Below are 25,386 nucleotides of genomic sequence, written 5' to 3'. Positions count from 1 at the left end.
CACCCAGCGTTATTTTAAGCGAGATTAATAACCCACAGTCGCGATGCATTACTCAGTTTGTAACCGCCACAACCGTGCATAGGCTCCTTCCTGAGCAAGTAGCGCCTGATGACTGCCTTGTTCCAATACTTGCCCGTTTCCTAATACCAAAATACGATGACATTGGCGCAATGTATTCAATCGATGAGCAATGCAGATGACGGTGCGATTACGGATAATTTCTGGTAACTGGCGCATAATTGCCGCCTCAGATTCATAATCCAGAGCACTGGTGGCTTCATCAAGAATCAGTATTTTAGGATCTGCCATTAGCGCCCTCGCCAGAGCAACTCGCTGCCGCTGCCCGCCAGACAGCATACTCCCTTTTTCCCCCACCTGGGTTTGATAGCCCTGCGGTAGAGCCATAATAAAATCATGCGCCCCCGCCTGCCGGGCAATCGACTCAACCAGGGTATCATCAGCATTAGGCCGGCACTGGCAGATGTTGTCCCGCAGGCTACCAGAGAACAAGATGCTATCTTGCAGTACCACACTCATTTGGCGGCGTAATGCCGTGGCATCGGTAATCGCCAAGTCCTGCCCATCTATCAGAATCTGCCCATGTTGAGGAATATATAACCGCTGTAGTAACTTCGTTAGCGTTGATTTGCCACAGCCGGATGGCCCGGTAATGCCAATAAACTCGCCACCGGCAATATCTAAATTGAGATTTTGTAAAACTTCGGTGGTATCTGATCGATAGCGAAAACGCACCTGTTTAAATGTCAACCGCCCGGAGCACCCATGACTTGATGATAATCCGGTGCAGCCCGGCTCGGTTGGATAATCCAAAATGGTACCAATCCGTTTCAGAGCGACTTGCGTATGGTGGAAATCTTGCCATATCTGAGCCAAGCGTAAAATGGGTTGAGTTACGTAACCCGAAAACATTGAAAAAGCAATGAATTGACCTGGGCTTAACCCCCCTGCCAGTACCAATTTAACGCCAAACCACAACACTATAGCTGAGGTGACTTTATTGATAAGTGTAATACCTTGCTCAGCAATATTTGCCATCCTCATGCCAGCAAATGATGCCCGCACATAGCGAGCTAATGACTGCTGCCAGCTACGATTAAACTGGCTTTCGGTGGCAGTGGTTTTTATCGTTTCCAACCCGCTAATCGCTTCAGTTAAAAACGACGTATTATCTGCACTGGCTTCATATTGACGCTCAACCCGCTGACGTAAAACACCGCCAATGGCCCACCAAAACAGGAGGTAACAGATCAGAGAGAACAGAACTATCCATGTCAGTTGGCTGCTATAACAAAACATCACAATTATAAATGTACCAACAAAGATCAGGTCCAATAACATGGTTAATGCAGACCCGGTCAGAAAACTGCGAATCTGCTCCATTTCTTGTACTTTGGCGATAGTTTGCCCTGTCTGCTGTGCGCCAAAATAAGCCAGGGGCAACCCCAGTAAATGACGATAAAGGCGGGTGTTAAGTTCGGCCCCAACTCGGCTGGAGAGATGTGAGAACAGCCAGCCACGCAAGAAGGTGTAACAGGGTTCGGCAATTGCCAATGCTATCATGGCGCAGCCCAATACCATTAAGCTCCCGACGCCGCGGCTCACTAAGACTTTGTCGATCACCGTTTCAAATAGCATTGGCGTCACCAGCAAAATAGCCTGTAATAACAGTGACACTAAAACGATATTACGTAATTGATGGCGATATTTAGTAATAACCGGAATAAACCAACCAAAGCCAAAAGCGGCTTTTTTCGGTCCCTGTAACTCTGCTTTCGCCAATAAAATAGCCTCACCACGCCACAAGCAGGCCAGTGCCTGCTGGCTTATTTGCTGCTGCTGGCCAGTGGCGGCAAAATAAACCACCGCACCCTGTTCATTCAGCGCCAGTAGTACATACCACTGATTCTCATCACTGAATAAAATAGGCAGCGCCAGATGTTTCAAACGGTCATATGACTGACTGACTTTTCTGGCCCGCAAGCCAATCCAACCGGCACCACGACACAGCGCAATGTAATCTATTTTTTCCGGCGCTAATCCGAGTTGGTGCGCCAACTGCGCAGGCTCAACCGCCAGATCAAAACATGCAGCAGCTCGAGCCAGTGCTGCCAATGGCTGGATGACCTGCGTTGATGTTGAATTATTCATCTCAACGCTCCCTCATGGCTTCGGATTGGTATTCTTGTAATGGGCTGAGTAAGTAATCGATAACCCGCCGCCGGCCGGTTTTAATCTCTACACTGACCGCCATGCCTGCGGATAAACGCACCGACTTGCCTTCAACGCTCAGCCTGTCGCTGTCCAGACGGATCCGGGCCGGAAACACTAAGCCTTGTTGTTGGTCCTCCATCGCATCACGAGAAATATGCTTTACTTCACCCGACAACGTGCCAAATCGGGTATAAGGGAAGCTATCAACTTTCACCTCCACCGCCTGCCCTGGCAGCACAAAACCCACATCCTTATTGAGGATCATGACATCGAGTTCTAACTGATGACTTTCTGGCACCAATACCATTAACGGTTGAGCCGTGGTGACCACGCCGCCCAGAGTATGAATCGCCAATTGTTGAATCACGCCGGTAACCGGTGCGCGTAAGGTCTGTTGGCGCTGCTTTTCCAGCAATTTGATCTGCTCTTGTCGCAATTGGTTGATAACTTCATGAGCTTGATTTAATCGTTCCTGATAGCTCCGCTTCTTTTCAGCTAAATAGTGCAGTCGGGTTTGTGACAGGTGGTGTGCTTTCGCCTGCAAGATAGCCAGTTCATTGTCCAAACGGCTACTTTCAGCCATGGCATTTAGCCATTCCCGCTCTTGTAGCAATAACTCCACATCGGCAATTGACTTGGATTTAGCGAGTGTTCGTAACGCCTGCAACCGTTGATGAATGTTTTTCATTAACGCTTTCTGGTGCGCAATATTAGTCATACCCGCTTGAATATGGGCCTGGTTAACCGCCTGTTCACTCTCCTGGCGCGATAACTCTGCATTGACCTCGTTTACTTCTTTGCGCAAAAGTGCCCTGGCGGTGATGTTCAAATCATCAGGGCTACTTTCAGGGGGAGTAAACATCGCGGCGGGGTTCACTGTCAGCAGCGCCGCCACACGGGCAGCTTCCAGTAAGCGATGCATTAATTGCTGATTGATATTACCCAACTCGGCATCAATACCGATTGGATTTAACTCAATCAACACCTGACCGGCTTCAACTTTGTCACCATCGCGCACATTAATTGCGGCCACCACCCCTGGTTCTAGCGGTTGGATCACTTTCGAATGTTCAGAAACAATCACTTTGCCCTTAGCTGATGCGTGAATATCAAGCCTTCCAACAATCGACCATACCAATGCCAGCAGCAGTGTCAGCGCCAGAAACCATGCGGTGCGCCGTGCCAGTGGTGCCACTGGCCGTTCCACAATATCCAGATAGGCAGGCAGGAAATCATATTCATCACGGGTGCGCTGAGGCGAGAAATGGCGTTGCCAACGGTTCTTTATGGCATTGAACCATGCTGTTCTATACCAATATTGCATCAACTTCATTTTGATTCCTCATGGCTGAAGTCAGCCTGTTGCTGCCACAATCGGGCATAAACGCCATTTAGCGCCAGTAGTTGATCATGGTTAGCCAGCTCAGTAATGCGGCCTTGTGTCATGACACCGATGCGATGGCAATGTCGCACCGTCGAGAGGCGATGGGCAATAGTGATGACAGTACGATTGGCAATAATGCGGGCCATATTTTTCTGTACTTCGGCCTGCGACTCGTCATCTAACGAACTGGTTGCTTCATCAAAAATCAAAATACGGGGATTAGCCAGCAATGTGCGGGCAATGGCAATACGCTGACGCTGACCACCAGAAAGCGAGGCTCCGCCCTCTGACAGCACGGTGTCATAACCTAGTGGCAAGGCGAGTATAAAAGCGTTGGCTCCCGCCAGACATGCAGCCTCGACCACCTCATCCAATGATGCCGTGGGTCGTGAATGGGCGATGTTCTCCCGTACCGTACGGTTAAACAGATAACTCTCCTGCATCACAACCCCTATCTGACGCCGCAACACGTCGAGGGAGAAATGTCCAATTGGGATGCCATCAATATTGATTACACCCTGCTCAGCGATATAGAGGCGTTGTAATAGTCGGGCAACGGTACTTTTACCCGAGCCTGATGGCCCCACCAGCCCGATATGTTCGCCAGCACGCAGAGATAAGGAAAAATCCTGTAGTACCGGGTTTAAATCGGCGCGATAACGGAAAATCACCTGTTGCAACGTGATATCTCCTCGAATCGGGTGGTCAAGTGGCACCGCCCTCACCGACTGCTCCGCAGGTAAGCTCAAAATGTCAGAGACAAGCATTAGCCCCACTTGAGCCCGGATGCTCTGTTGCCACAAATCAACCAACTTACTCATTGGCATCAATGCCTGCACCGCCAACATGTTAAAGGCGATCAGTTGCCCGATACTGAGCTGCACCGACATCACTTGATAAGCGCCCACCACAATCACCACTGCACCAGCCAGTTTTTGCAATAACTGAGCCGCCTGACTACTGAGATTTTGCAGGTTTTGTACCTGAAAATTCGCTTCAGCATAATCACGTGTTTGGGTTTCCCAGCGTTGATGCATTTGGGGTTCCAGCGCCAGACTTTTTACCGTCTCCACGCCAGAGACAGTTTCAGTTAAAAATGCCCCATTTTGTGCGGCACAACCGCACAGGACTTCAACTTTCTGTTGTAATGGCCGGGTGGTCAGCGCCGCTAATAACAGATATAACGGCAATGTGCCTAAAATGATGAGCGTCAGTAGTGGTGAAATGCACCACATGACAATAAACAACACCAGGGTAAAAACCACATCAACACATAGCGTCAGTGCGGATCCCGTAATAAATTCTCTAATATTGTCCAGCTCCTTCACTCGAGCGACAATATTGCCCACATGGCGTTGCTTAAAATAACTTAGTGGCAATTTGATTAGGTGGTTAAATAGCTTGCCGCCCAATAAAATATCAACCCGAGTGGTCGTGTGAGTGAAAATATATTCTCGCAGTAATTTTAATACGACTTCATATATTCCTACCACTAATAGCACAATAATTAACACATCAAGTGTTGTGAGTGCATTATGGACCAGCACTTTATCCATAATAACCTGAAAGAAAAGCGGAGAAATCAAGGCCAGAAACTGTAATAACATTGATAATACTAATACCTGAACCAATGATTTACGGTGGCGCAGTAATACGGGAACAAACCAGCGAATATTGAAACGCGAATGACTACAACAAATGATGACACCACTCCAAATCGACGCAAGCTCTTGATAAGTTATTATTTCTGGCTTCCCGCTATCTGCATGTTGCAGTAGCACCTGCTTTTCATTAATACGTGCCAATAAGATAAATTTGCCTTGCATATCGCGAAAAGCAAGTGGCAATTGTTCTGGTTTAATATTAGTTAATGACTGTTTTATGATTTTGAAGCGGGCTGCTGTGGTACGTGAAAATTGCGCTAAATAGCGCCGCAATGATGCACGTGTTGCCATGGTCCAACAACCGATGGCATTTTTGTGGCTAAAATCCTCAACAGTGTCTGAATTCAACCCCGCCAGACGGAGTAATCGAGCAGCGCAGACCAATGAGGAATGAACGTGGTTTTCCATAGAGTAGATTACCCAAATTATTAGGAACATATAACGCCGGTATCATAGAATGGTTTTTATATATCGTTCATATCGCGTAAGGATTTATAACTTTTGATAACTCAAAACACCTTAGTTTCGTTTTATTTGTGAATTTTAATTCACAGTGGGGCGATATAAATTAGACATGTTAGGCAGCCAATATTAAGAATATCTACGGTAGGACACTTAACCTCGGTCACTTCACATTTATTGATTTGTATCGTCAATTACTCATCGCTTTATGTGATAATTTTGCGGTGATTTATAGCCATAGTGGTTGGCTGCCGCCGTTTTATCACTGATAACAGGACTTTTTCTCGCCATGACACCGACTATGCCTTCGACTGCCGATGACCTCCCCCCTCATTCAGATTTTATTCGTCACCCAGCAATGTTGCCGATCATGCATATTGCTCAGCAATTAGGTGTTAGCACAGATGATGTCATCCCTTATGGGCATCATATGGCAAAAGTTGATATCCGTGCGATCCAGCCTGGTCGTGCGCAAGGCAAACTGATTTTAGTTTCCAGTATCACCCCAACGCCGTTAGGCGAAGGGAAAACCGTGACAACGATTGGCTTAAGTCAGGGGATCAACCGATTAGGTCACCGTGGTGTCGCCTGTATCCGTCAACCCAGTCTTGGCCCGGTCTTTGGTGTGAAAGGGGGCGCTGCGGGTGGCGGTGCTTCACAGGTGCAACCGATGGAGAAACTGAACCTGCATCTCACAGGTGATATCCATGCCATCAGTGCTGCACATAATCTGGCCGCCGCCGCTTTGGATGCGCGGTTGTACCATGAACAACGCTTGGGGCTGGCGTTTAGTCAACAAACCGGATTACCGTTACTGAATATTGACCCGCAGCGGATCCTCTGGCCACGCGTGGTTGATCACAACGACCGGGCGCTACGCCATATTCGTGTGGGGATCGGCGAGAGTACCCACGGTGTGGAGCGGGCAGACCATGTAGAAATAGCCGCTGCATCTGAATTGATGGCTATCTTGGCCTTATCAGAAAACCTGCAAGATATGCGACAACGCATTGGCCGGATTATTTTGGCTCACTCCACCCACGGCGAAGCGATAACCACAACAGATTTGGGCGTCGCCGGTGCCATGACCGTGCTAATGAAAGAGACTATTCATCCAACATTAATGCAAACCAGTGAACACACCCCGGTACTGATCCATGCAGGCCCTTTTGCCAATATCGCCCACGGCAACTCATCGGTTCTGGCAGACCGGTTGGGCTTACAATTAGCGGATTATGTGGTAACCGAAGCGGGTTTTGGTTCCGATATGGGGATGGAAAAATTCTTTAATATTAAGTATCGCCAATCCGGTATTGCCCCCGCTTGTGTGGTTTTGGTGGCGACACTGCGTAGCCTGAAAGCCAATAGCGGCGCCTATGATATTAAACCGGGTCAGCCACTGCCTGCCGAGATCCTCAATACCAATATTCCCTTGCTCAATCAAGGTTGCGCCAATCTGAAATGGCACATCAATAACGCGAAAAGTTACGGTTTGCCGGTGGTGGTTGCGGTTAATCGCTTCCCCGGCGACAGCCCCGAAGAATTGAGATTTTTAGCCGACTATGCTTTATCTGCCGGCGCACTTGCTTGTGAAATCAGTGACGCTTTTGCCCTGGGCGGTGCCGGGACCACCGCACTGGCTCAACAAGTGATAACTGCCTGCGCTCAGGGCGCTGAGCCGACGTTACCCTACCCAGACAGCGCCACACTGGAGAACAAGTTACAGGTTATGGCACAGCGTTATGGCGCCCACGATGTGACATTTACGCCTCAAGCGCGCCAACAAATTGATGAGATAACCGCAGCAGGTTTCGGCCATTTGCCGCTGTGCATCGCCAAAACCCCCCTGTCTATCAGTGCCGATGCCAGCCTGAAGAACGTCCCACATGATTTTGTGTTGCCTGTAACGGCCTGCGCCGTGTCGGCAGGTGCCGGATTTGTTCGTATCTACACTGGAAATATCATGACCATGCCGGGGTTGGGTACCCAACCGGCGTATTACCATATTGATATAGATGACGAAGGACACATTTGCGGGTTAAGCTAGCATCATACAAAGAAGTGATATCGACAGAGGGTTATCACTCCTTATTAATAGATTACTAAGGTTCACTATGTCTCAACCGCAGGAATATCAGCGCATTGGCGGCTGGTTATTGGCCCCACTGGCCTATTTGATCGTCACACTGCTCAGCGCCAGCCTGATGCTAGTACTGTACGCCATGGCCATCTTCACCCCAGAGTCACGAGAGTATCTGGTGACCAACTCACAGGCATTTACCCTACAATGGTATTTCTCGGTGATAACAACCTTAGTGATGTGGGCCTATACATTATGGGTCATCTGGTTGTTTTGCAGCCGCTCACGTCGCCTACCGAAATGGTTTATTCTTTGGTTGTTGTTAACCGTGCTACTGGCACTAAAGGCCTTTGCTTTCTCGCCGATCAGTGATGATATTGCCTTACGCACTCTGGGATGGCCCTTGCTGGCCGCCGCTGTTTTTGTGCCTTACATCAAACGTTCTCAACGCGTGAAGCATACTTTTACCGAACTTTAATGGGATTGCGCACCTTTTCCCCCTAAAATAGCCAGTAAATCGTAATAACCCTGCACTTCATCTGTTGTCGTCAGGCCGCCAATTTTGGATAATAGGCGGCTTTTATTTTTTTAGGCTTCGTAATGACTGAATACCTGCTCCTGTTTGTCGGTACTGTATTGGTAAACAACTTTGTGCTGGTCAAATTTCTTGGCCTGTGCCCGTTTATGGGTGTCTCCAAAAAACTGGAGACCGCTATTGGTATGGGGCTGGCAACTACCTTTGTACTAACATTGGCCTCTGTTTGCGCCTGGATGGTAAACAGCTTTATCTTGCTGCCGCTTGGTTTGGTGTATTTACGCACATTGGCTTTTATTTTAGTCATCGCCGTCGTGGTGCAATTTACCGAATTGGTGGTACGCAAAACCAGCCCGGCACTTTATCGTTTGCTGGGGATATTTCTGCCACTGATCACCACTAACTGTGCTGTGTTGGGTGTCGCGTTGCTTAACGTCAATCAATCTCATAATTTTATGCAATCGGCGGTTTATGGCTTCAGTGCCGCAGCCGGTTTCTCTCTGGTAATGGTGTTATTCGCTGCTATTCGCGAGCGGTTGGCGGTGGCTGACGTTCCTGCGCCATTCCGCGGGTCTTCTATCGCCCTGATTACAGCGGGGTTGATGTCATTGGCCTTTATGGGCTTTACCGGGTTGGTGAAGTTCTAATGATGTCGTTATGGATTGCCGTAGGTGCATTAAGTACATTGGCGCTGATATCAGGCGTGGTGCTTGGTTTTGCTGCCCGCCGTTTTCAGGTTGATCAAGACCCCGTGGTTGAGCAAGTAGAAGCAATCTTGCCGCAAAGCCAGTGCGGTCAATGTGGCTACCCTGGCTGTCGGCCCTATGCAGAAGCCGTATCCTCTCAGGGGGAGAAAATCAATAAGTGCGCGCCGGGTGGCGAACAAGTGATGCTTAAGCTGGCTGAACTGCTGGCGGTTGAACCACAACCTCTAGAGGGTGACGAAGCGGCGGCTCATCCACAGCGTAAAGTGGCCTTTATTGATGAAGCCAATTGTATTGGGTGCACAAAATGTATTCAGGCCTGCCCTGTCGATGCCATTGTGGGTGCCACCCGAGCCATGCATACCGTATTGCCAGACCTGTGTACCGGCTGCGACCTTTGTGTTGCCCCTTGCCCGACAGACTGTATTGAAATGATTCCGGTTGCCACCACCACCGCTAACTGGAAGTGGGATCTGAGCACTATTCCGGTCAAAAATCTTCCCAGCCAGTTAGTGGCCTCACAGATGATTCCAGTGAAAATGATAGATGTGGAGCAACATGTTTAAGCTGTTTACTGCCCGCCAACACGACAATATCTGGGATTTTGACGGGGGTATCCATCCACCGGAAATGAAGTTGCAATCCAGCACGGTGCCAATGCGCATCGCATCCTTGCCTGAGCAAATGATCATTCCGTTGCAACAACATCTGGGACCAGAAGGTGAACTGCGCGTCAGAGCCGGTGAACAAGTATTAAAGGGCCAGCCACTGACCGTGGGCCGTGGCCGCACAGTTCCAGTACATGCCCCCACTTCTGGCACTATTACGGCTATTGCCCCGCATACCACTGCACATCCCTCCGGGTTGGCTGAGTTGTGTGTGCATATTACCCCGGATGGTGCAGACCGTTGGCGTGAGCAACAGCCGTGGGCCGACTATTTACAGCGAGATACCGCGGCGTTACTGGATCGTATTCATCAAGCGGGTATCGCCGGTTTGGGCGGCGCAGGCTTTCCGACCGCCAGTAAATTACAAGGTGGCGTGAACAGTGTTACCACCCTGATTATCAATGCGGCTGAATGCGAGCCTTATATCACCGCCGATGATCGGTTAATGCAGGAGCACGCGCAAGAGCTGGTCGCCGGTATTGATATTCTAAGACACTTGCTGCAACCACAGCAGGTGTTGATTGGCATTGAAGATAATAAGCCCGCCGCCATTGCGGCTTTACAACATGCATTACAGGGCCATGACGAGATCCAGTTGCGGGTTGTACCGACTAAATATCCGTCCGGGGGTGCCAAGCAGCTCACCAAAATCCTGACCGGTAAAGAGGTGCCTTTCGGCAAGCACTCCTCATCGATTGGGGTATTGATGCAAAACGTGGGTACAGTGGTCGCCATTAAGCGAGCGATTATCGACGATGAGCCATTAATTGAACGAGTCGTGACACTCACCGGTGATGCATTAGCAAAACCAAGCAATTTCTGGGCCAGAATTGGGACACCGGTATTGCACTTGTTGAAACTGGCCGGATTTCAGCCTCAGCACCAACCGATGGTGATCATGGGTGGCCCGCTGATGGGCTTTACCTTGCCAAGTTTGGATGTACCGATCGTTAAGATCAGTAACTGTATCTTAGCGCCGACCGAAGCCGAAATGGGGCTATCAGAACCGGAACAAGCTTGTATTCGCTGTGGCTTATGTGTTGATGCCTGTCCAGCAGGTTTATTGCCCCAACAGCTCTATTGGTTCAGTCGAGGTGAAGAACACGAGAAAGCGCGCAATCATAACTTATTCGATTGTATTGAATGTGGTGCTTGCGCCTATGTATGCCCGAGCAATATCCCATTAGTACAGTATTACCGTCAGGAAAAAGCAGAAATCCGCGCCCTCGATCAGGAAAATGCCCGAGCAGCGGAAGCCAAAGCACGTTTTGAGGCCAAACAAGCGCGGCTGGAACGAGAAAAGCGTGCGCGTGAACTGCGCCATAAACAAGCCGCGGTCAAGCTGACTGATGCTGACCAGCAAAAGGTTGAAGCCGCAGTCAGTCGATTAGCCCGCCAGGATAAGAATGCCGACGCGGTTATCAGCGTGACCGCAGGGCAAACACCGGATAACAGTGCCGTCATTGCCGCTCGAGAAGCACGTAAAGCACAGGCCAGAGCACGTCAGGCAGAAAAACAGCTGGCTGTCGCCTCCGATGAGTCAACACCGTCGTCGGTTGATCCGCGCCAAGCCGCTGTAGCTGCCGCCATTGCCCGGGTCAAAGCCAAGAAAGCCGCACAAGCACAGCTTGAATCCGCGGTTGCGACGCATAAAAATGAAGAGTCAGAAGAAGATCCACGCCAAGCCGCTGTAGCTGCCGCCATTGCCCGGGTCAAAGCCAAGAAAGCCGCACAAGCACAGCTTGAGTCCGCGGTTGCGACGCATAAAAATGAAGAATCAGAAGAAGATCCACGCAAAGCCGCTGTAGCTGCCGCCATTGCCCGAGTCAAAGCCAAGAAAGCGGCACAAACTGCTAACCCAGATTAAGACGTAACACACTGAACTGACGCACTGCCACTGCGGCAGTACATCAGTTCGTCAACATCTGATAGTTATAAACCACCGAGATATCACGCATTTTTGATTCGGCGTGACAACTGTCTATCTCAATAACTTCCATTTCGATACCACCACCAAACTCTTCACGCAATTTTGGCAGCACTTCATTAAACAAATAAATTGAGAATTTCACACACTCTTTGGCACTACCTTGGTGGGATATGGAGAGAAACTCCCCCGCCGGAATAGAGATATGATCAACCTCACGCAGCCCCTGGATTTCATGCCGCTTGTCTTTATCAATCGCAGTCGAATAATTCACACTGTTTTGCCCTTGCTGACACTCTTTGGCAGAAAACAGCGAGTACACCCGTTGGCATGAGAAATTAACTTCCTTAAAGAAATCGAGCAAAATTTCATCTTTCATCGCCATACAGGAGGAGTGTTGACCACTACAATGGTTGTGTTCGTCAAAATCCAGCCGCCGTGTAAAGCCCACCAGTTCTCGCGGTGGTAAAGATATCCGTTTGATTTCTGGGGTGTAATTTTCACAAAAACCGAAGCGGGGAATCATCCCTTGCACATCCCAGTGCTCCATTTGACGAAAACTATTTGGGGTAACACCAAAACGCTTCTTAAATGTACGGGTAAAGGTTTGCTGCGAATCGAAACCCAACTCATCAGAGATTTCAATGATAGGACGGCGTGAAATGCGCAATGCAACCGCTGCGCGAGTCAGTACCCGGCCACGTATATAGGAGGCTAATTGTACCCCCACAATACTTTTAAATTTCCGTTGTAGATGCCATTTTGAATATCCAGAAATCTTCGCCACATCGTCCAGTGTGGGCCTCTTTTCTAAATTGATTTCAATCCACTCAATTAATTCTTCTATAAACAATATGTCTTCGTTTATCATCTTATTGTTCTTTAAATATATAATTACAGTGCATACTACATTAATCTATCATTATGCCAACGCTTTTCTCAAATCTAATTTCACAAGTTAATAAATCGTTAACTTACAGTTGATTAGCTACAGATAAAACAAAAACAAACCCATTAAAACAAAGAGTTAAATCTATTTATCTGAGACCAAAGCCTAATACCCTCAAGCCGCGCAAAAACCCGTTCTTGCTATATGTTTGTTATCATCGCGATATAAATTGCAAGTTAAATTTTTAGATTAGCCTGGTTTATTAAATGCTACAGCTTACTTAATATTTCAACGCATTATGGATAATAACCCTATGATTAAGGCGTATTACACTTTGTCTGAATAGGGTAGAATGCGGCACAAATATTATCCCCCTGACGGCTGAGTGTATCGATGCCCGCAAGTATTGACTTGCCAGCGCGATAACTGCGTTTAAGAACTCTGTTAAGCATTCGACATATGGTTGTAATTTCATGAAATTCAGGCCAGCAGCATCGACCCAGAACCAAGGGTTGCAAATAGCCAGTTCCCCTTTTACGCACAATCAACGTAGTACCCGTAGCATCATGCTGCTGGTGATTCTGGCCTGCATTCCGGGCATTATTGCTCAGACCTACTTCTTTGGTTATGGCAACCTGATTCAGGTAGCACTGGCAATGGTTACCGCCATGCTAGCCGAAGGGGCCGTTTTGCAGTTACGCAAACAGCCCGTATTGATGCGGTTACAAGATAACTCCGCCCTGCTCACCGGCCTGCTTCTGGGGATAAGCCTGCCCCCATTGGCCCCTTGGTGGATGATTGTGTTGGGTACGCTGTTTGCTATCGTCATCGCTAAACAACTGTATGGTGGCTTGGGACAAAATCCGTTCAACCCGGCCATGGTGGGTTATGTAGTTCTGCTTATTTCATTCCCGGTACAAATGACCAGTTGGTTACCACCGCTGCCATTACAAGCTACACCGGTGGGGTTTTATGACTCTCTTTTAACTATCTTTACCGGATATACCCACAGTGGCGCTGATATTCATCAACTCCAGATGAGTTATGACGGTGTCAGTCAGGCCACACCGCTTGATAGCTTTAAAACCGCCCTACGCTCACAACCCGTGGCAAAAATTCTGCAACAGCCCATTTTTGCCGCAACGCTGGCGGGGGTCGGCTGGCAATGGATCAATCTCGGTTTTCTGGCGGGCGGCTTATTGCTGCTGTGGCGTAAAGCGATTCATTGGCACATTCCGGTCAGTTTCTTGTTGGCGCTGGCTGGCTGTGCCGCAATCAGTTGGATTGTTGCCCCGCAAAGTTTTGCCCCGCCGATGTTGCACCTGTTTTCCGGTGCCACCATGTTGGGGGCGTTCTTTATTGCCACCGATCCGGTCAGTGCCTCCACCACGCCCCGTGGCCGCCTGATTTTCGGTGCATTAATCGGTATTCTGGTGTGGTTAATTCGGGTGTATGGTGGCTATCCTGATGGGGTTGCCTTTGCCGTACTGCTGGCCAATATTACTGTTCCACTGATTGACCACTATACCCAGCCTCGGGTTTATGGTCACAACCGTGCCGGTAAATAAGGAGCCGTTATGCTAAAAACCATGAAGCGTCACGGCATTACTTTGGCGCTGTTTGCCGCCGGTGCTACCGGATTGACGGCGGTGGTTAACTCACTGACAGAGTCAACCATCGCCCATCAGGCCGCTTTGCAACAAAAAGCGTTGCTGGATCAGGTTGTTCCGGCTGAAAATTATGACAACGATATGCAAGCTGAATGTTACGTTGTCACTGATGCCGCGTTGGGTAACCTGTCGCCTCATCGCTTGTATCTGGCCCGGTTGGCGAATAAACCCGTGGCTGCCGCGATTGAAACCACCGCTCCCGATGGTTATTCCGGTGCTATCCAACTGTTAGTCGGTGCAGATTTCCACGGTAATGTGCTGGGCAGTCGGGTGATAGAACATCACGAAACCCCCGGTCTCGGTGATAAAATTGATATTAGAATCTCTGACTGGATTAGCTATTTCAGTGGCCAACATGTAGCAAGTGAACAAGACAAACGCTGGGCCGTAAAAAAAGATGGCGGTACCTTTGATCAATTTACCGGCGCCACCATTACCCCAAGAGCGGTGGTGCGGGCGGTGAAAAGTACCACGCTGTATTTGGAAACCTTGCCAGCAAGGCTTGATAGCCTGCCAGTCTGTGGAGAACGGCAATGAGTGAAGCAAAAAATCTGTTAGCGCAGGGGTTATGGAAGAATAACTCAGCGCTAGTGCAGCTACTGGGGCTATGTCCGTTGTTGGCGGTCTCCTCTACCGCCACCAATGCCCTCGGTTTGGGATTAGCTACCACGCTGGTATTGGTATGTACCAATACCGCGGTATCGGCTTTGCGCCGCTGGGTGCCAAATGAAATTCGTATTCCAATCTATGTGATGATCATTGCTTCCGTGGTCAGTACCGTGCAAATGCTGATTAACGCTTATGCCTTTGGGTTATATCAATCCCTCGGGATATTTATTCCATTGATTGTGACTAACTGCATTGTGATTGGCCGGGCGGAAGCTTACGCGGCCAAGAACCCGGTGGGGTTATCGGCACTCGATGGCCTGGCTATGGGGCTAGGGGCAACCAGCGCGTTATTTGTTCTGGGATCACTGCGTGAAATCTTGGGTAACGGTACGTTGTTTGATGGCGCAGATATGCTGTTAGGCAACTGGGCAAAAGTGCTGCGTATCGAAATTCTGCATCTGGATAGCCCTTTCCTGCTGGCAATGCTGCCACCAGGTGCCTTTATTGGTTTGGGATTACTGCTGGCCGGTAAATATGTCATTGACGAAAAAATAAAAGCGCGCAAAGCACAAGTAGTAGCAACTGCGCCGCAACTTCAGGATGGAGATGCCGGGAAAGCCTTATGAATAAAGAAAAACGTGTCGCGATTCTGACCCGTCTGCGGGACAACAATCCACATCCAACCACTGAACTGGTCTACACCTCACCTTTTGAACTGCTTATTTCGGTGTTGCTCTCGGCACAAGCCACCGATGTCAGCGTCAATAAAGCCACTGCCAAACTTTATCCGGTGGCTAATACCCCGCAAGCCCTGCTTGACCTGGGTGTGGATGGCCTGAAGGCATACATCAAGACCATCGGCCTGTTTAATACCAAAGCTGAAAATGTGATTAAAACCTGCCGTATTTTGCTGGAAAAACATAATGGCGAGGTGCCTGAAGACAGAGCAGCACTCGAAGCGCTGCCCGGTGTGGGGCGTAAAACGGCCAATGTGGTGTTGAACACCGCCTTTGGTTGGCCCACCATCGCGGTAGATACCCATATATTCCGTGTCTGTAATCGCACTGGCTTTGCTCCCGGTAGCAATGTAGATCAGGTTGAAGCCAAGCTACTCAAGGTGGTTCCGGCTGAATTTAAGCTTGATTGCCACCACTGGTTGATCCTGCATGGTCGCTATACCTGTATTGCCCGTAAACCGCGCTGTGGTTCGTGCATTATTGAAGACTTGTGTGAGTTTAAAGAGAAGGTCTACCCCGAGCATTAATCCACTGACCACGCTCAGTAAATACCTGTGGCGGTGAGCACCGGCCGACGATAAGAATGCTGGTACATCGCGCGGCCACTCTATGCAGTGAGCGCGATACACTTCTGGCGCGTCTCACCGCATGTTATCAACCACGATAAATCCCCTCTATGCCACGATTGCGGTATTCGATTAGACGCCATACCGCCGCGCCACTAAACTTGTGACAAAACAGACTCAAACAGTTAATGATTTTGTTACCTGCTTGAAACAAAAAAGACACCTGCGGCGTATCATTATGAAATTTAAATCAGCAATAAAACCCTATACCGGCGCGGCTGGCGGCTGGGGTTCTCTCGAAGCAACCACCCGCTTTGTCCTGGACAGCAAGCAAGCGTTGAAAAATATTCGCAATTTGTTGCGGGTCAATCAGGTAAAAGGTTTTGACTGCCCCGGTTGTGCCTGGGGCGACGATAATCACAGCACCTTCAGTTTTTGCGAAAATGGCGCTAAAGCGGTCAGTTGGGAAGCGACCCGCAAAGCGGTGGAACCCCAATTCTTTGCCGAACACAGTCTGACCACATTGCGCCAGCAGAGTGACTACTTCCTTGAGTACCAGGGGCGGCTCACCCATCCGATGCGTTATAACCCACAAACTGACCGCTACCAACCCATCAGTTGGGAAGATGCTTTGGCGTTGATCGCTCAGCATATTAATGGATTGGATAACCCCGATCAGTTGGAGCTATATACCTCCGGGCGTGCCAGCAATGAAGCCTCTTACCTTTATCAGTTATTTGGCCGCATGTTGGGGACCAATAACTTCCCGGACTGCTCAAACATGTGCCATGAAGCCAGTGGTACCGGATTAAAGCAGAGTATCGGCGTTGGTAAAGGTACCATTCAGATGCAGGACTTCGAACTGGCCGATGCTATTTTTGTTTTCGGACAAAACCCGGGGACTAACCACCCCCGCATGCTACACAGCCTCCGTCATGCCAAAGATCGCGGTGCACGTATTGTTAGCTTCAATACCTTGCGTGAACGCGGTTTGGAGCGTTTCGCCGATCCGCAAAATCCTCTTGAGATGCTGACACCAAAATCCTCCCCTATTAGTTCTGCTTATTTTCAACCTAATTTAGGTGGTGATATGGCGGCGGTGCGCGGCATGGTAAAAGCCTTATTGGAAACCCATCGCCATCAATTGGCGCAAGGGGAATCAGGTTTGTTTGATCAAGCCTTTATTGCGGTACATACACAAGGTATAGCCGCGTATCTGGCGGCCGTTGATAACACCTGTTGGGCGCAGATCACCCAACAGTCGGGCCTGAGTGAAGAGCAAATTCGCTATGCCGCTGATATTTATCAACATGCCGAGCGCGTTATCATCACCTGGGCGATGGGGATCACTCAGCATAAACATTCAGTGATAACGGTGCGGGAACTGGCTAATCTCCAACTGTTGTTTGGTCAGTTAGGCAAGCCCGGCGCGGGGTTATGTCCGGTACGTGGTCACAGTAACGTGCAAGGTAATCGCACGATGGGCATTGATGAAAAACCCGCAAAAGCCATGCTGGATCGTTTGGCCGACCATTTTGGTTTCACCCCACCACAAAGTGCGGGTCATAACACCGTGGAAGCTCTCGAAGCGATGTTGCGCGGTGAAGTAAAAGTGCTGATTGCCCTTGGCGGGAATTTGGCGGCGGCGGCACCGGATACTGAGCGCACCGCACAAGCATTACGCAGTTGCGAGTTGACCGTTCATATCAGTACCAAGCTAAATCGTAGTCACCTGATTACCGGCACTGATGCCTTGATTTTGCCGACACTGGGCCGCACCGAGCGCGATATGCAAGCCAGTGGTTCACAATTCATTACGGTAGAAGATTCTTTCAGTATGGTGCACGCATCTGAAGGGGTCGGGAAGCCGCTGGCGGATACCCAGCACGCCGAAACCGCCATTGTTTGTGGCATCGCCAATGCGGTTTTCGCTAACAAAAAGGTTAATGGTGCAAAGTTGGACTGGCTGGCATTAGCCGCTGACTACAATCTGATCCGTGACCATATTGCCGCCACCGTACCGGGCTTTGATAATTTCAACACGCGTTGTGATCAACCCGGTGGTTTCTATCTGGGTAGCGCCGCCGCTGAAATGCGTTTTGCTACCCCAAGTGGTAAAGCTGAATTTTGCGCCGCACCCCTGCCAGAGAGTCTATTCCCGCCGATTGCAGGGGGGGCGGCCCCGTTTGTGTTACAAACATTGCGCTCTCATGATCAATATAACACCACCATTTATGGTCTCGACGATCGCTACCGGGGTGTCTATGGTCAGCGAGAAGTTTTGTTCATTAATCCACAAGATTTGGCCGCGTTGGCTTTAGAAGATGGCGTGCTAGTGGAAATAGAAACCTTATGGAATGATGGGATTACTCGTAAAGTCAGTGGATTCAAGTTAGTGAGCTATGATATCCCGCGCGGTAATCTCGCCGCATACTATCCTGAAACCAACCCACTGGTGCCCTTATCCAGCTTTGGTGATCAAACCCACACCCCAACGTCAAAATCAGTGCCAGTGACCATTCGACGCTGGCAACCACCATTGTCACAGCGCATTGCCTGAGTTTGTTAGCTAAAGCCGGCCCTCTGGCTGTTGCCAGGGCTGGCAATCATGGGCAGCGGATATGCCCATACCTTTAACAAGGAATTCCCCTCCAACGTGATATGCCGCTTGCCCGATGGGGCTGATTCGCGTAAAACTGTCAGCCGGATTAAACCCACTCACTACACCATTCACTGGACGATATGTTTCAAGATAACCCGCTGCTGGCGCAGCTAAAACAGCAACTTCACACTCAGACCCCGCGCGTTGAAGGCGTGGTTAAAGGTACTGAGAAAGGCTTTGGCTTTCTTGAGGTAGATGGGCAGAAAAGTTATTTTATTCCGCCGCCACAGATGAAGAAAGTCATGCACGGCGATCGGATTATTGCCACCTTGCACACGGATAAAGATCGTGAAATTGCTGAGCCAGAAACATTGGTCGAGCCATTTTTATCCCGCTTTGTCGGTCGCGTCCAACGAAAAGATGATCGTCTGTCTATCGTGCCTGACCACCCGCTGCTGCGTGATGCCATCCAATGTCGTCCAGCCCGTGAGTTAACCCACGACTTCCAGAACGGTGATTGGGCGGTGGCTGAAATGCGCCGTCACCCATTAAAAGGCGATCGTGCTTTTAATGCTGATTTGACGGCATTTATTACTAATGGTGAAGATCATTTCGTGCCTTGGTGGGTAACATTAGCTCGCCATAATCTGGAGCGTGAAGCCCCGGTTATGGTTGAATCTGCCTTGCATGATAGCACCTTAGTACGCGAAGACCTGACGGCGCTCCATTTTGTTACTATCGACAGCAACAGCACCGAAGATATGGATGATGCGCTGTATGTGGAAGACAACGGTGACGGTTCCCTGTTGTTGACCATTGCCATTGCTGATCCAACCGCCTATGTCGATGAAAACAGTGAGTTGGATTTAATCGCCCGTAAACGTGCATTTACTAACTATCTGCCTGGCTTCAACATTCCGATGCTGCCACGCCACTTGTCTGACAACCTCTGCTCATTGCGGCCAAATGAGCGCCGCCCGGTATTGGTGTGCCGTGTGACTATCGCCGCTGATGGCGCGCTGAGTGATGATATTCGTTTCTCTGCCGCCTGGGTCGAGTCCAAAGCCAAACTGGTTTATGACGAGGTTTCTGACTGGCTGGACGGCAACACCGGTTGGCAGCCACCGGATGCGGATATTGCCGAGCAAATTCTATTGCTGAAACGGGTGTGCGAGGCGCGTAGCAACTGGCGTCAAGAACATGCCCTGGTGTTTAAAGACCGTCCAGATTACCGCTTCCTATTGGGTGAAAAAGGCGAGGTGCTGGATATCATTGTTGAGCACCGCCGTATTGCTAACCGTATTGTTGAAGAGTGCATGATTGCCGCCAACGTCTGTGCTGCTATTGCTTTGCGCGATAATTTGGGCTTTGGCATTTATAACGTACATACCGGTTTTGATCCGGCATTGGTTGAACAGGCAGCGACCGTGTTGCAGGCCAATGGTGTCGCGGCTGACCCACAGGCTCTACTGACCCTACCAGGCTTCTGTGAGTTGCGCCGTCATCTTGATGCGTTGCCAACCCAGTTCCTCGACAGCCGTATCCGCCGCTTCCAGACCTTTGCTGAAATCAGTACCGTTCCTGGCCCACACTTTGGTTTGGGGTTAGAGGCCTATGCCACCTGGACGTCACCTATTCGTAAATACGGTGATATGGTCAATCATCGCCTGCTCAAAGCCATTATTACCGGCCAGCAAGCGGAGAAACCACAAGACGAGATAACGATTCAATTGGCTGAGCGCCGTCGTCTGAATCGCATGGCCGAACGCGATGTCGGTGACTGGTTGTATGCCCGTTATCTACAGCCTCAAGCTGGTACTGATACCCGTTTCGCTGCGGAAATTATTGATGTTACCCGTGGTGGTCTGCGTGTTCGTTTGCTGGATAATGGCGCCGTGGCCTTTATCCCTGCACCGTTTATTCATGCAGTACGTGATGAGATGGTATGCAGTCAGGAAACAGGTACCGTGCAAATTAAAGGTGAAACGGTTTATAGCCAAAGCGATAAAATCGAAGTGCGCATTGCCGAGGTTCGCATGGAAACTCGCAATGTGGTGGCCCGCCCGGTGGTTTGATATTTAGAAAAAACACATTAAGCCGTGGTGATACTCCACATCCCACGGCTTTTTCAATTGCCCCCCTTCAATCCCACTTGATGTTCCCTCCAGTTTAGCGCTGTCAGCGTCACAAAATGTAAGCAAATACTACTGAACGTTACGTTAAAATAATTTATTGATCACACTTTTCACTTTCGCACCTTTTCTTTCACATTAAAGCTCCTATGTTAACTAACGGTTTGTCTCTTTTTTCCAAAACCGGTGCTGATAACTGTTAAATTTTCCTCATAACAAGGAGTCGTTACCCATGAAGAACGTCAAGACTGTCGTCATATGGCTGACCGTGGCGTTAATTGGTGCATTTGCCTTTGCTATGCTGGCACTCAGCCGCGGTGAGCATGTCAATGCCATCTGGTTGGTGATCGCCTCAGTGGCGTGTTACAGCATCGCTTACCGCTTTTACAGCCTATTTATTGCCAAGAATGTGTTTGAGTTGGATGACCGTCGCCTGACACCTGCTGAGCGGCGCAATGACGGCCTGGATTATGTCCCGACCAATAAATGGGTACTATTCGGTCACCACTTTGCGGCGATTGCCGGTGCCGGGCCATTGGTTGGGCCAATTCTGGCCGCACAGATGGGCTTCTTGCCGGGGACTATCTGGATTTTGGTCGGGGTAATGATGGCCGGTGCGGTACAGGACTTCTTGATCCTGTTTATCTCTACCCGTCGCGATGGTCGCTCTCTGGGGGAGATGGCAAAACAAGAGTTGGGCGCTTTTGCCGGGGTTATCACTATGCTGGGCGCGCTGGGGGTGATGATTATCATCTTGTCCGCGCTAGCATTAGTGGTGGTTAAAGCCTTGGCTGACAGCCCATGGGGCCTGTTCACCATTGCAGCGACTATCCCGATAGCACTGTTTATGGGCGTTTATATGCGCTTTATCCGCCCGGGGAAAATCGCGGAAGTATCCTTAATTGGTTTCGTACTGATGATGTCCGCAATTATTTACGGCGGCAATATCGCGGCTCACCCTTATTGGGGACCATTCTTTACTTTACACGGCACCACCCTGACCTGGGTGCTGGTTATCTATGGTTTTATCGCCTCAGTGCTACCGGTGTGGTTGTTGTTGGCACCACGGGACTATCTGTCGACCTTCCTGAAGATCGGCGTCATTATTGGTTTGGCCGTCGGTATTGTCTTTGCCATGCCTGAAATGAAAATGCCTGCCGTCACACGTTTTATTGATGGCAGCGGCCCGGTATTCTCCGGTAGCCTGTTCCCGTTCCTGTTTATTACCATCGCTTGCGGGGCTATTTCGGGCTTCCACGCCTTGGTTGCCAGTGGCACTACACCAAAACTGATTGAGCGTGAAAGTCACACCCGCTTTATCGGCTATGGCGCGATGCTGATGGAATCCTTTGTCGCCATCATGGCGCTAATTTGTGCCTCGGTTATCGATCCCGGTGTCTATTTCGCCATGAACTCTCCGGCAGCGTTGATTGGCACCACAGTAGAAAGCGCCTCTTTGGCCATTAGCAGTTGGGGATTTGTAGTCACACCTGACACCCTGGCCATGATTGCCAAAGATGTTGGCGAGAACTCCATTTTATCCCGTGCAGGTGGTGCCCCCACTTTCGCCGTTGGGATGGCGCATATTATCAGTGAGATATTTAACAGCCGCAATATGATGGCCTTCTGGTATCACTTTGCCATTCTATTTGAAGCCATGTTTATTCTGACCGCCGTGGATGCTGGTACCCGTGCCTGTCGCTTTATGGTGCAGGATTTGGTGGGTGTCGTAGTGCCGAGCCTGGCAAATAACCGCTCATGGTTGGGTAACTTGTCCGGCACCACAGTGGCGGTCGCCTGCTGGGGCTTCTTTGTTTATCAAGGTGTGGTTGACCCATTAGGGGGGATCAATACCTTGTGGCCACTGTTCGGTATCGGTAACCAGATGCTGGCATCGATGGCGCTGATTTTAGGGACTGTCGTCCTGTTTAAAATGAAGAAGCAACGCTATGCTTGGGTAACCATCCTGCCAACAATTTGGCTGTTTATTACCTCAATGACCGCAGGCTGGCAGAAGATTTTCCATGAAAAACCGAGTATTGGTTTCCTGGCTCAAGCGAAGAAATTCTCTGCCGGTGTTGAGCAAGGCGTTCTGATTGCTCCCGCCAAGAGCATTAAAGACATGGAAACTATTGTGTTCAATAACCAGATCAATGCCGCCTTATGTGCCTTCTTTATGCTGGTGGCAGTGACCATGCTGATTTCATCTTTCTTTGTGGTCCGTCGTGCGCTGAAATCCAGCAAACCGACCACCCATGAGACTGAAATTGTCTTCCGTGAGGAGGTTGCTCGTGGCTAATGCAGGCATACCGTTTCGTACCCGAACAGGGTTAGTAACCACGCCGCGCCAGATTACGCGTTGTATACCGTTGGTTTCTGTGGCGGTCCGCCCGACTCATCTGCGGGCTTGGTTGCGCCTTATCGCACACCGCGTGGCACAAAGCTTTCGACTGATGGTGGGAGTACAGGATTACGGCAATTATGTTAATCATATGCGCCGACATCATCCTGACACCACACCGATGACCGAACGGGAATTCCACCGTTACTGTCTGGATGCCCGCTTCCCCAGTGAGGCCGGTAAACTGGGGAAATGCCCTTGTTAAGCTAGCAAGCTGAATCAAAAAGTGACATTGTCACGCCCTGTTGATGTTTCACAGGGCGTTTTTATTTTCCGTTTGAACAGCAGGCACCATCAACTAGCTCAAGATTGGCGAGCCAAATGCGCCCTGCCAATCTTGTTCAAATTGTTCTACTGCCGCTTTTACCGCAGGCGCGCTGATAAGTTGTTCTGCCACATCCACCGGAATGGTGACTGACTGACAGCCCGCCAACAGGCAATCTACTACCTGACGTGGCGTACGGAAACTGGCCGCCAATACTTTCGCGCCCGGGGCATGTAAGGTTAACAACTGCTGTAACTCACGGACCATCGCAATGCCATCGCCGCCTTGTGCATCCAGTCGGTTAACATAGGGTGCGACATATTCAGCCCCCGCCAATGCAGACAGCAGCCCTTGCCCGGCACCATATACGGCGGTACCTAATGTCGGAATCGACATCCCTTTTAATTGTTTGATAGCTGCCAATCCTTCAGCGGTAGCGGGGATCTTGATAACCAAACCGGGGACGCGCTTTGATAGCATGATTGCCTCTGACACCATCAGTTCACTGTCACTGGCCAGCACTTGTGCGAAAAGTTTACCGGTACCGCCCAGAGCATCGCGCAGCGCAGGTAACACCTCCCAGATAGGCTTGCCCGCTTTTGCCAAAATAGTCGGGTTGGTAGTGACACCTTGTAATGGCAGTACGCGCGCCAGGCGTTTTACTGCAGCTACATCTGCGGTATCAAGATAAAGCTCCATAAGAACCTCCGGTTTGGATTATGTAAGCAGCCAGACTGGTTAAACAAATAAACCAGTTAAGCAAATGGATTTACCAACAATCATCAGCCGCAATCATAGACCAATCATGAATCGATAACGTGATCTTGATCAAAATACCTTCATTCGAAAGTAAATTAAACTTCAATCAAAAGTAATGTGTTTTACATACTGCAAAAAATGCGATGATTGCGTTGTAAGACAGAGTTGTGGCTTGCCTCACTTTTCCCTGAGTAACACAGGGTGTTATCCACACTATTTAAGGTATTATTTATCATTATGCTGTTGTTGTGAACCGGCGAATTTTTACCACCCACGTTGGCAGGTTCAATTTTCAGCACACTTTATTATCGGGAATGCCATGAACCCAAGACAGCAAATAATTTTACAGTTGGTAAACGACCGGCAACGTGTCAGTGTCAGTGAATTGGCGCAGGAAACGCAGGTCTCTGAGGTGACAATCCGTCAGGATCTCAATCAGCTAGAGACGAGAGGTTTGCTCAAACGAGTGCATGGTTCAGCCGTCGCTCTTGAGAGTGACGATGTCGATGTTCGCATGATGACTCACTTTGCCATGAAGCAAAAATTGGCCAATCATGCCGCTTCACTGGTCAATGAAGGTGAGACGGTATTTATCGAAAGCGGCAGTAGCAACGCCCTGTTGGCGCATCATTTGGCCCAACGCCCTGGTATCACCTTGGTGACGGTGAGTGGTTATATCGCCAGACAATTGAAAGAGTCTTCCTGTGAAGTGATTCTTCTGGGCGGAATTTATCAGAAAAAAAGTGACAGTATGGTTGGCCCATTGACGCAACTTTGTTTGCGCCATGTGCATTTCAGCAAGGCGTTTATCGGTATCGACGGTTATCAGGCAGATACCGGCTTTACCGGGCGCGATATGTTACGCGCCGATGTGATTAATAGTGTGTTAGCCAAAGGCGCTGAAAATATCATTCTGGCCGATGCATCAAAATTTGGTCAGGTGCATCAGAACTCACTGATGCCATTATCGTCCATCAACCGGGTCATTACCGATAACCGCCTGCCCGCAGGTTATCAGCAGCAATTAATGGCACAAGGCATTCAAGTCGATATCCTCAGCGAATAAGAGCAATAACATTCATAACGGAGTAACAGCAATA

19 protein-coding genes are annotated in these 25,386 nt (G+C 49.6%); 14 read left to right on the top strand and 5 right to left on the bottom strand.

The window, feature by feature from the left end; all coding sequences use genetic code 11:
- Positions 1-48: 48 nt before the first annotated feature.
- From Q2T71_RS10295 to Q2T71_RS10285, 3 genes are read right to left on the bottom strand one after another with little or no spacing between them, the layout of a single operon-like run.
- Complete coding sequence (locus Q2T71_RS10295; RefSeq protein ID WP_372558999.1) at positions 49-2,169, bottom strand: type I secretion system permease/ATPase; 2,121 nt, start codon at positions 2,167-2,169, stop codon at positions 49-51.
- 1 nt (position 2,170) lies between these two features.
- On the bottom strand, positions 2,171-3,565 hold the full coding sequence (locus tag Q2T71_RS10290; RefSeq protein ID WP_372558998.1) for an HlyD family type I secretion periplasmic adaptor subunit: 1,395 nt from the start codon (positions 3,563-3,565) through the stop codon (positions 2,171-2,173).
- Positions 3,562-5,688 carry a peptidase domain-containing ABC transporter gene (locus Q2T71_RS10285; protein ID WP_372558997.1) on the bottom strand — a complete coding sequence of 709 codons (2,127 nt, stop codon included), beginning with the start codon at positions 5,686-5,688 and terminating at the stop codon, positions 3,562-3,564. Before Q2T71_RS10285 ends, Q2T71_RS10290 begins: the two co-directional genes overlap by 4 nt.
- Before the next feature lie 343 nt (positions 5,689-6,031).
- Here Q2T71_RS10285 and Q2T71_RS10280 point away from each other — a divergent pair, with 343 nt between their 5' ends.
- The 5 genes from Q2T71_RS10280 (at position 6,032) to rsxC (ending at position 11,596) form a co-directional block, all read left to right on the top strand.
- Positions 6,032-7,789, top strand: coding sequence for a formate--tetrahydrofolate ligase (locus tag Q2T71_RS10280; protein WP_372558996.1), 1,758 nt, complete (start codon positions 6,032-6,034; stop codon positions 7,787-7,789).
- A 67-nt stretch (positions 7,790-7,856) separates the two neighbouring features.
- Positions 7,857-8,300, top strand: coding sequence for a DUF2569 domain-containing protein (locus tag Q2T71_RS10275; RefSeq protein WP_372558995.1), 444 nt, complete (start codon positions 7,857-7,859; stop codon positions 8,298-8,300).
- 122 nt (positions 8,301-8,422) lie between these two features.
- Positions 8,423-9,004 (top strand): electron transport complex subunit RsxA, encoded by a 582-nt coding sequence (gene rsxA / locus Q2T71_RS10270; RefSeq protein WP_013649928.1) that lies wholly within the window; start codon positions 8,423-8,425, stop codon positions 9,002-9,004.
- Positions 9,004-9,627, top strand: coding sequence for an electron transport complex subunit RsxB (gene rsxB / locus Q2T71_RS10265; protein ID WP_083158881.1), 624 nt, complete (start codon positions 9,004-9,006; stop codon positions 9,625-9,627). Before rsxA ends, rsxB begins: the two co-directional genes overlap by 1 nt.
- Positions 9,620-11,596: an electron transport complex subunit RsxC gene (gene rsxC / locus Q2T71_RS10260; protein ID WP_372558994.1), complete on the top strand. Its 1,977-nt coding sequence runs from the start codon at positions 9,620-9,622 to the stop codon at positions 11,594-11,596. Before rsxB ends, rsxC begins: the two co-directional genes overlap by 8 nt.
- Positions 11,597-11,639: 43 nt before the next feature.
- On the opposite strand, the gene Q2T71_RS10255 is transcribed toward rsxC, so the two are convergent.
- Positions 11,640-12,527: a helix-turn-helix domain-containing protein gene (locus Q2T71_RS10255; protein WP_083158883.1), complete on the bottom strand. Its 888-nt coding sequence runs from the start codon at positions 12,525-12,527 to the stop codon at positions 11,640-11,642.
- Between the two features lie 491 nt (positions 12,528-13,018).
- Between Q2T71_RS10255 and rsxD the strand changes: the two genes are divergently transcribed.
- The 8 genes from rsxD (at position 13,019) to Q2T71_RS10215 (ending at position 23,467) form a co-directional block, all read left to right on the top strand.
- Positions 13,019-14,113 carry an electron transport complex subunit RsxD gene (rsxD, locus tag Q2T71_RS10250; protein WP_372558993.1) on the top strand — a complete coding sequence of 365 codons (1,095 nt, stop codon included), beginning with the start codon at positions 13,019-13,021 and terminating at the stop codon, positions 14,111-14,113.
- 9 nt (positions 14,114-14,122) lie between these two features.
- A complete protein-coding gene (gene rsxG, locus Q2T71_RS10245; RefSeq protein WP_372558992.1) occupies positions 14,123-14,752 on the top strand; it encodes an electron transport complex subunit RsxG in 630 nt (209 codons plus the stop codon).
- Positions 14,749-15,450, top strand: a complete 702-nt coding sequence (locus Q2T71_RS10240) for an electron transport complex subunit E (RefSeq protein WP_083158885.1) — start codon at positions 14,749-14,751, stop codon at positions 15,448-15,450. The genes rsxG and Q2T71_RS10240 overlap by 4 nt, the downstream gene beginning before the upstream one ends.
- The gene (gene nth / locus Q2T71_RS10235; RefSeq protein ID WP_372558991.1) at positions 15,447-16,088 is read left to right on the top strand and encodes an endonuclease III; all 642 of its coding nucleotides are present in this window, start codon (positions 15,447-15,449) and stop codon (positions 16,086-16,088) included. Before Q2T71_RS10240 ends, nth begins: the two co-directional genes overlap by 4 nt.
- 277 nt (positions 16,089-16,365) lie before the next feature.
- A complete protein-coding gene (locus Q2T71_RS10230) occupies positions 16,366-18,687 on the top strand; it encodes an FdhF/YdeP family oxidoreductase (protein WP_372558990.1) in 2,322 nt (773 codons plus the stop codon).
- 182 nt (positions 18,688-18,869) lie between these two features.
- The gene (locus tag Q2T71_RS10225) at positions 18,870-20,804 is read left to right on the top strand and encodes an exoribonuclease II (RefSeq protein WP_372558989.1); all 1,935 of its coding nucleotides are present in this window, start codon (positions 18,870-18,872) and stop codon (positions 20,802-20,804) included.
- 289 nt (positions 20,805-21,093) lie between these two features.
- Positions 21,094-23,160, top strand: a complete 2,067-nt coding sequence (locus tag Q2T71_RS10220) for a carbon starvation CstA family protein (protein ID WP_372558988.1) — start codon at positions 21,094-21,096, stop codon at positions 23,158-23,160.
- Positions 23,153-23,467, top strand: a complete 315-nt coding sequence (locus Q2T71_RS10215; protein ID WP_372558987.1) for a CstA-like transporter-associated (seleno)protein — start codon at positions 23,153-23,155, stop codon at positions 23,465-23,467. The genes Q2T71_RS10220 and Q2T71_RS10215 overlap by 8 nt, the downstream gene beginning before the upstream one ends.
- Positions 23,468-23,560: 93 nt before the next feature.
- Here the strand turns inward: Q2T71_RS10215 and fsa are convergent, their stop codons facing one another.
- The gene (fsa, locus tag Q2T71_RS10210) at positions 23,561-24,226 is read right to left on the bottom strand and encodes a fructose-6-phosphate aldolase (protein WP_083158891.1); all 666 of its coding nucleotides are present in this window, start codon (positions 24,224-24,226) and stop codon (positions 23,561-23,563) included.
- 379 nt (positions 24,227-24,605) lie between these two features.
- On the opposite strand from fsa, the gene Q2T71_RS10205 reads away from it, so the two are divergent.
- Positions 24,606-25,352, top strand: coding sequence for a DNA-binding transcriptional regulator YciT (locus tag Q2T71_RS10205; RefSeq protein ID WP_372558986.1), 747 nt, complete (start codon positions 24,606-24,608; stop codon positions 25,350-25,352).
- Positions 25,353-25,386 lie beyond the last annotated feature (34 nt).

Source organism: Yersinia sp. 1652 StPb PI, assembly GCF_041538345.1.
Lineage (GTDB): Bacteria > Pseudomonadota > Gammaproteobacteria > Enterobacterales > Enterobacteriaceae > Yersinia > Yersinia enterocolitica_E.
Note: the sequence above shows the minus strand (reverse complement) of the source record. Positions and strands in the feature narration are given on the sequence as shown.